This window comes from Colwellia sp. MB02u-10 (genome assembly GCF_014077185.1).
In the GTDB taxonomy this organism is placed as follows: Bacteria; Pseudomonadota; Gammaproteobacteria; order Enterobacterales; family Alteromonadaceae; genus Cognaticolwellia.
On sequence record NZ_JACGVK010000138.1, the window covers coordinates 103996 to 111113 of the forward strand.

At 40.3% G+C, this 7118-nt stretch carries 8 protein-coding genes; 6 read left to right on the forward strand and 2 right to left on the reverse strand.

Annotated elements, in window-relative coordinates; all coding sequences use genetic code 11:
* Nucleotides 1-3 precede the first annotated feature (3 nt).
* Nucleotides 4-486, reverse strand: coding sequence for a 5-(carboxyamino)imidazole ribonucleotide mutase (purE, locus tag H4J59_RS17675; RefSeq protein ID WP_182241304.1), 483 nt, complete (start codon nucleotides 484-486; stop codon nucleotides 4-6).
* 301 nt (nucleotides 487-787) lie between these two features.
* Between purE and H4J59_RS17680 the strand changes: the two genes are divergently transcribed.
* From H4J59_RS17680 to H4J59_RS17705, 6 genes are all read left to right on the forward strand, one after another.
* Nucleotides 788-2419: an acyl-CoA synthetase gene (locus H4J59_RS17680; RefSeq protein WP_182241305.1), complete on the forward strand. Its 1632-nt coding sequence runs from the start codon at nucleotides 788-790 to the stop codon at nucleotides 2417-2419.
* A 147-nt stretch (nucleotides 2420-2566) separates the two neighbouring features.
* A complete protein-coding gene (locus tag H4J59_RS17685; protein WP_182241306.1) occupies nucleotides 2567-3112 on the forward strand; it encodes a Sua5/YciO/YrdC/YwlC family protein in 546 nt (181 codons plus the stop codon).
* Nucleotides 3109-4014, forward strand: a complete 906-nt coding sequence (hemF, locus tag H4J59_RS17690; RefSeq protein WP_182241307.1) for an oxygen-dependent coproporphyrinogen oxidase — start codon at nucleotides 3109-3111, stop codon at nucleotides 4012-4014. The genes H4J59_RS17685 and hemF overlap by 4 nt, the downstream gene beginning before the upstream one ends.
* Nucleotides 4015-4259: 245 nt before the next feature.
* Nucleotides 4260-4922 (forward strand): OmpW family protein, encoded by a 663-nt coding sequence (locus H4J59_RS17695; RefSeq protein ID WP_182241308.1) that lies wholly within the window; start codon nucleotides 4260-4262, stop codon nucleotides 4920-4922.
* A 127-nt stretch (nucleotides 4923-5049) separates the two neighbouring features.
* On the forward strand, nucleotides 5050-5862 hold the full coding sequence (gene aroE, locus H4J59_RS17700; RefSeq protein ID WP_182241309.1) for a shikimate dehydrogenase: 813 nt from the start codon (nucleotides 5050-5052) through the stop codon (nucleotides 5860-5862).
* 21 nt (nucleotides 5863-5883) lie between these two features.
* Nucleotides 5884-6117: a hypothetical protein gene (locus H4J59_RS17705; protein WP_182136183.1), complete on the forward strand. Its 234-nt coding sequence runs from the start codon at nucleotides 5884-5886 to the stop codon at nucleotides 6115-6117.
* Between the two features lie 9 nt (nucleotides 6118-6126).
* Here the strand turns inward: H4J59_RS17705 and H4J59_RS17710 are convergent, their stop codons facing one another.
* Nucleotides 6127-6672 (reverse strand): gamma carbonic anhydrase family protein, encoded by a 546-nt coding sequence (locus H4J59_RS17710; protein WP_182241310.1) that lies wholly within the window; start codon nucleotides 6670-6672, stop codon nucleotides 6127-6129.
* Nucleotides 6673-7118 lie beyond the last annotated feature (446 nt).

Genomic DNA, 7118 nt, shown 5'->3' on the forward strand with positions numbered 1-7118 from the left:
AGCCTATTCTGCAGGGTTTGGGTTATCAAGAATTGTTTGTGTTTGCTCTGCTCTAAATTGCTCGACTGCTGCTTGTACCGCTGGGTCAGAAAGACCAATAATTTGAGCGGCTAATAAACCCGCATTGGCCGCACCTGCCGTGCCAATGGCTAATGTACCAACAGCAATGCCTTTTGGCATTTGTACAATAGAGAGTAACGAGTCTTGACCATTTAAGGCTTTTGATTGCACGGGCACACCCAAAACTGGCAAGCTCGTATAAGCAGCAGTCATACCAGGTAAATGCGCTGCGCCACCTGCGCCACCAATGATAACTTGAATGCCACGTTCTTTAGCGCCTTGTGCATACTCAGCCAGTAAATGAGGTGTTCTATGTGCAGAAACAACTTTTGTTTCATAAGGTACATTAAATAGATCTAACATTTCAGCAGCGTGCTGCATGGTTGGCCAATCTGACTTTGACCCCATAATAATCCCAACTTTCATACGCGTAGTGCCTTTTGATGAGGTGATTTGAAACCTAACGTTATGCTTAAGGCGGTAATGTTAGGTGAAATTTAATGCCATATTATAACGTGTTTGAAAATATTCTGAAATGACAATTCTTTCATAGCATTTATAATTTTCTTTGATGTAGAGCGGGTATAGACCAAAGGATAATTTTTTAATTTAATTATTGGCGTATGATTATTCTCATATTGCAAAGCCGAACATGATATAAAATCACTGCTTAATACTCATTTAATTAGTATTAAGCGTCGCTTCGGTAAAATAAATGAGGAAAGGAATGAGTAACATTTATAGCCAAAGTTTAGACAAGATTGCTGCTAACAGTCAGCCGCTAACACCAATAAACTTTTTAAATCGTAGCGCTGATGTCTATCCAGACAAAATTGCAATTATCCATGGTCAGCAAAAATTTACCTATCAAGAATATCGTAAAAATGTCCGTCGACTCGCCTCAAGCCTCATTAAAAATGGGGTAAATCCAGGGCAAACCGTCAGTATCATGGCCGCTAATATACCGGCATTTTTGGATGCCCATTATGGTGTGCCACTAACGGGTGCGGTGCTTAACGCTATTAATATTCGCCTCGATGCGGAAAATATCGCTTTTATTCTTGATCACGCCGAATGCGATGTACTGTTTACGGATACCGCATTTTCCGGTGTGATTAAACAAGCATTAGCACTGTCAAAGCGTAAACCTTTGGTGATTGATATTGACGATCCAGAAGGACCAGGGGGGGAGCGCCTTGGTACCATGGAATATCAAGAGTTACTGGCTCAAGGGGATGAAAATTTCACTGGCTCATTGATTCATGATGAATGGCAAGCTTTGGCGCTAAATTATACCTCAGGCACTACGGGTAATCCTAAAGGTGTAGTTTACTCACATCGTGGTGCTTACTTGAATTCTCTTGGCCATAACTTTGTTTGGCCGACAGACAGCAAGACCAATTATCTGTGGACTTTGCCGATGTTCCATTGCAATGGTTGGTGTTTTCCTTGGACAATAGTGGCTGTTGGCGGTACGCAAATTTGTTTGAGGCAGGTAGAAGTAGGCGCTATCGTTAATGCGATGATTGAGCATAAGGTCAGTCATTTTTGTGGCGCACCAATCGTGCTTAATATGATTTTAAATGCTGATGAAAGCTTGCTGGCGCAATTACCTAAAAATATTAAAGCGATGACCGCTGGTGCTCCGCCACCTGCCGCGGTTATTAAGGGCATTGAAAGCTTAGGCATTGAAATCACGCAAAGTTATGGCTTAACTGAAGTTTATGGGCCTTGTGTCGTGAGTGAGTGGAAAGATGAATGGAATGAGCGCAGCGATGATGAACGGGCAGCATTAAAAGCGCGCCAAGGTGTGCGTTATATCACGCAAGAAGACGTTGATGTGCTAAATCCGGATACTATGGAGCCTGTTCGCCCAGATGGAATCACTATGGGTGAAATAATGTTCCGGGGTAATAGCACGATGAAAGGCTACTTGAAAAATGAACAAGCCACAGAAGAGGCTTTTGCTCATGGTTGGTTTCATTCAGGAGACTTAGCGGTTAAACATCCAGATGGTTATATTGAAATTCGTGATCGTTCAAAAGATATTATAATTTCGGGGGGTGAAAATATTTCATCAGTCGAAGTTGAAGGTGTGTTATATACCCATCCAGCCATTTTAGAAGCCGCCGTAGTGGCCAAAAAAGATGAAAAATGGGGTGAAACTCCCTGTGCATTTATAGCACTGAAGCGCGGGCATATGCTGACAGAACAAGAGGTAATTCAATATTGCCGTGAACATATGGCGGGCTTTAAAGTACCCAAAACAATTGTTTTTAGCGAGTTGCCTAAAACCTCAACGGGTAAAGTACAGAAGTTCGTGCTCAGGCAGAAAATTAAAGAGCTGTTTGAAGCTTAATTTATTATTAGTGTTGAACGGGGGTTTAATCCAAACGGTAAGAGTTTACAGACTCTTACCGTTTTTTTTTACTAGCCATGTTGTTTGTCAGTAAAAAACGTATAATCATCATTAAATTAATTTTATTAAGCGCCATCATAAAACGCCATGACGACAGCATTAGAAACATTTCAACAGGGTGGGATTTTAGCTTACCCAACCGAGGCCGTATTTGGTTTAGGCTGTGATCCTGATAACGATGGGGCAATTGAAAAACTGCTGATGATCAAGTCACGTGCAGTAGATAAAGGCTTAATATTGCTGGCGGGGGACTATAGACAACTTTTACCTTATATAGATGAGTGTAAAATACCTCAAGACAAACGCCTGGCGATATTATCTCGCTGGCCCAACGGTATTACCCAACTCGTGGCTAAAAATGCTAACACTTCTAGGTTGTTGACAGGGCGCTTCGACACTATTGCTGTGCGTGTTACTAGCCAGCCAGACGTTGTGGCACTTTGTCTCGCCACTAATAAGCCGATTGTTTCTACGAGCGCCAACTTAAGTGGTAAACCTCCGGCCAAAACATGGCAAGGAATTCCCAATGAACTCGCCAATAAAATTGATTTTATTATTAAAGGAAAAACTCTAGGCTTTGATCAGCCTTCTACTATTATTGATGCACTATCTGGAGATGTTATTCGCTCATGAGCACTATAAATATTAATGTTGTTGTTGAATTTTTAAAATCGTTGCAAGACCAAATCTGTTCCGCGTTAGAGGTTGCCGACGGCAGTGGTAAATTTATTGAAGATAATTGGCAGCGCGCTGAGGGCGGTGGTGGCAGAACCCGAGTACTCACAAATGGTAGCGTTATTGAGCAAGGCGGCGTCAACTTTTCAGTGGTTTCTGGTGATAAGTTACCACCATCTGCAACAGCACATCGTCCAGAGTTGGCCGGCCGTAAATGGCAAGCTTGTGGTGTGTCATTAGTTATTCATCCTAAAAATCCTTTTATTCCGACATCTCATGCCAATGTCCGATTTTTTATTGCTGAAAAAGAAGGTGAAGAACCTGTGTGGTGGTTTGGTGGCGGTATTGACCTCACGCCTTTTTACCCGTTCAAAGAAGATGTTGTGCATTGGCATCAAACGGCAAAAGATATTTGTCAGCCTTTTGGTGACGATGTTTATCCAAAATATAAAAAGTGGTGTGATGAATACTTCTATTTAAAACACCGCAATGAAACTCGTGGCGTTGGTGGCTTATTTTTTGATGATCTTAATAAATGGGAATTCGATAATTGCTTTGATTATATGAAAGCAGTTGGAAAAGGCTTTCTTGATGCTTACATACCTTTAATAGAAAAGCGTAAAGCAACGCCCTTTGATGATAACCATCGTCAATTTCAACTTTATCGTCGTGGCCGCTACGTTGAATTTAATTTAGTTTTTGATCGCGGCACCTTATTTGGTTTGCAATCAGGTGGCAGAACAGAATCCATTTTGATGTCAATGCCGCCACTGGCACGTTGGGAATATAATTTTCAGCCGGAAGCTGGCAGCCCAGAAGCAGCACTACAAGACTATTTAGTACCGCAAGATTGGTTATAACCTAGCATTATCGCTTGTTGTTTATTAACCTAGCAATCCACATCAACAGAAAATTTCGCTGTAGGTGTGGTTGCTACGTTAAGTTACCCAAATTAAGTTTTTTAATTTCAAGACAATTAAAGCCTATTTTTTTAGGGTTTATGATAAAGCTTGAGCTAGATCAAACTGTTTAAAACCATGCACGCGTAAAATTACCTTAGTGAACAAATTCAATATTTTTTCTATTTATAAAAGGTAACGCTCTAATGAAAACCTCAGTAATTAATGGACTAATCCTCTCCGCTCTTACATTATCTCCACTTGCACTTGCTAACCAAGCTGGCGACTTTGTCGTTCGTGGTGGCGCCACTATGGTTGATCCTGCAAGTAATAAAGCTAACGTGTTCCTCGATGGCGCTGATTCAGGTTTAGATGTATCAGCGGATGGTGATACTCAGCTTGGTTTTAATTTTGTGTATTTTTATGATAAAAACTGGGCTATTGAACTCTTAGCCTCAACCCCGTTTTCTCATGACATAAAACTGCATGCCGATGGTGCAACCACAACGCTTGGTAAAATATCTCATTTACCACCGACATTAAGTGCACTGTATTACTTTGATACTAACTCAGCGTTTAAGCCCTATGTGGGTGCGGGTATCAACTATACAATTTTCTTTGATGAGAAGTTTTCTTCAACTTATAAAGAGGCGGGTTTTAGTGATTTAGACTTAGACGGGTCTTTCGGACTTTCTGTTCAATTTGGTGCTGATTACCAACTTGACAAAAACTGGTCATTAAATGCTTCCGCTCGTTATATTGATATTAATACGGATACCAGTTTTAAAGTAGGTGGTAGTGTTAATGGCAGTGCTGAAGTTGAAATAGACCCCATGGTTTATTCACTGATGTTAGCTTATACATTTTAAAGAGACTTTAACCTTATTCATCACGGGCCAAAGTGATGAAAAAAGCAGTTACCTAGTGACTGCTTTTTTGTTTTCATTGTTTAACAACTAGGGTAGTCTACCGCTAAACATTTAAGCTAGTAATCTTATGGATCAGTATCGCGTATTTGGTAATCCTATTGCTCAATCAAAATCTCCCTTTATTCACCAACAGTTTGCGCTACAGTCAAAGCAAACAATGAACTACCAAAGTCAGTTGGTTGCATTAGATCAATTCGACAGCGCTGTAAAAAAATTAATGGCTAACAATGGCAAAGGCGCCAATGTCACCGCACCATTTAAAGAACAAGCATTTGCCCTGTGTCATGAGTTGAGTGAAAGAGCCAAGTTAGCTGGCGCAGTGAACACCTTAATTTTTTCTAATGGAATTATTTATGGTGATACTACAGATGGTGTCGGCTTAGTTAGTGACTTACTCAGGCATCAAGTGCAACTGCGAGATAGTAAGGTGTTATTACTCGGTGCTGGCGGAGCTGCAAAGGGCGTTGTGCAGTCAATATTAGAGCAGTCTCCTCAATCATTAACTATTGCCAATAGAACATTAAGTAAAGCACAGGCCATTACTAGCCAGTATCCTAATGACGTTATTGATGCTATTACTTTTGCAGAGACCAATAACTTAGCATTTGATATCATCATCAATGCCACATCAGCAGGTCTATCCGGCGATAGCTTACCGATATCAGATCACACAATTAAAAGTTCAACAGTTTGTTATGACATGGTCTATGGCAAAGAGCCAACCGCATTTTTAAAACAAGCAAAACAGCTAGGTGTTGAACATATTATTGATGGCTTAGGCATGTTAGTGGGGCAGGCTGCGGCAAGCTTTCATTTGTGGAGAGCCGTTAGCCCAGCAGTAGAGCCTGTACTTGTCTCCTTAAGAGCTCAGTTAAAGTAATGAAAGTGAAGCGAGCATAAGATGAACCAAGCAATTTTATTTAATGATGATCTACATTTTGATCAGCAGCATGATGCTTGGTCTTTTACCGGACAAGTTTCAGGACAGCGTATAAGGTTATATTTTCATTCTATGCAGCTAAAGAAATTAACCGAAATTGATGATGGCACTAAATTTGATTTAGAAGAAGTAACAGAAAGCTGGCTCGAGGAAAACGAGCCAGAAGGTAATGAAATACATATAGAGTTGGAGTAACCTCAAAGGTTAATGGTTATCAGCTAAGTACTCAGCTTTTAATTCAACATAGTTTATTGCAGACTGTTTGAGAAAATCAGCTTCACTCTGCTTTAACTCTCTCGCTTGTTTAACTGGGTTACCAACATACAAGTAGCCGCTTTTAAGTGTTTTGTTTGGCGGCACTAAACTACCCGCACCGATAAACACATCATCCTCAACAATAACACCATCCATAATAATAGCGCCCATACCAACCAGTATTCGGTTACCCAAAGCACATCCGTGTAACATACACTTATGACCAACCGTAACATCGTCACCAATAACTAAAGGGTTACCATTGGGATTACCGGTACTTTTGCGTGTGACATGTAAAACCGTACCGTCTTGTATATTAGTGCGAGCGCCAATGGTAATTTTGTTCACATCACCTCTAGCGGCAACTAAAGGCCAAACACTAGTATCATCACCTAAGGTAATGTCACCAACAAGTACGGCCGTTTCATCAACATAAACTGCATTACCTAATATAGGAGTAATGCCATGATAGCTTCGAAAATTATTTTTATGCATAAATAAGAGATTTTAGATGACTGATATAGCTATCTTAGCAAAAAAAGCTATTAAACAGCATTTTTCAATGCACTGAGTCACTCCCGGTACTTAGCGGTTAAGACAAAGTTACTTCAAAGACACAATGTAACTGGGTGATTTTTCAGCGTATCGAGCATTAAAAACCCAGTCACAGCAAGGGTTGTATAAATAAAGAGCAAACAAACCTTTATTTGTAAATTAATGGCAATTAAGGGTTGACGTGAAGCCAGAAATCTCTAGAATGCGCTCCAGTTCCAAGGGGTAACCCAAACGAACGGTTTCAATGAGTTACCTAAATCGGTCTAAGCTGATTAAGTTAACTTAACGTTTTAAAAGTGAGTTTGAATCTTCTGAAAAGAAAGTTTAAAAAAACCAAATAAAACGTTGACATTAAAACCCAGGTGCGTAGAATGCGCATCTCGCTT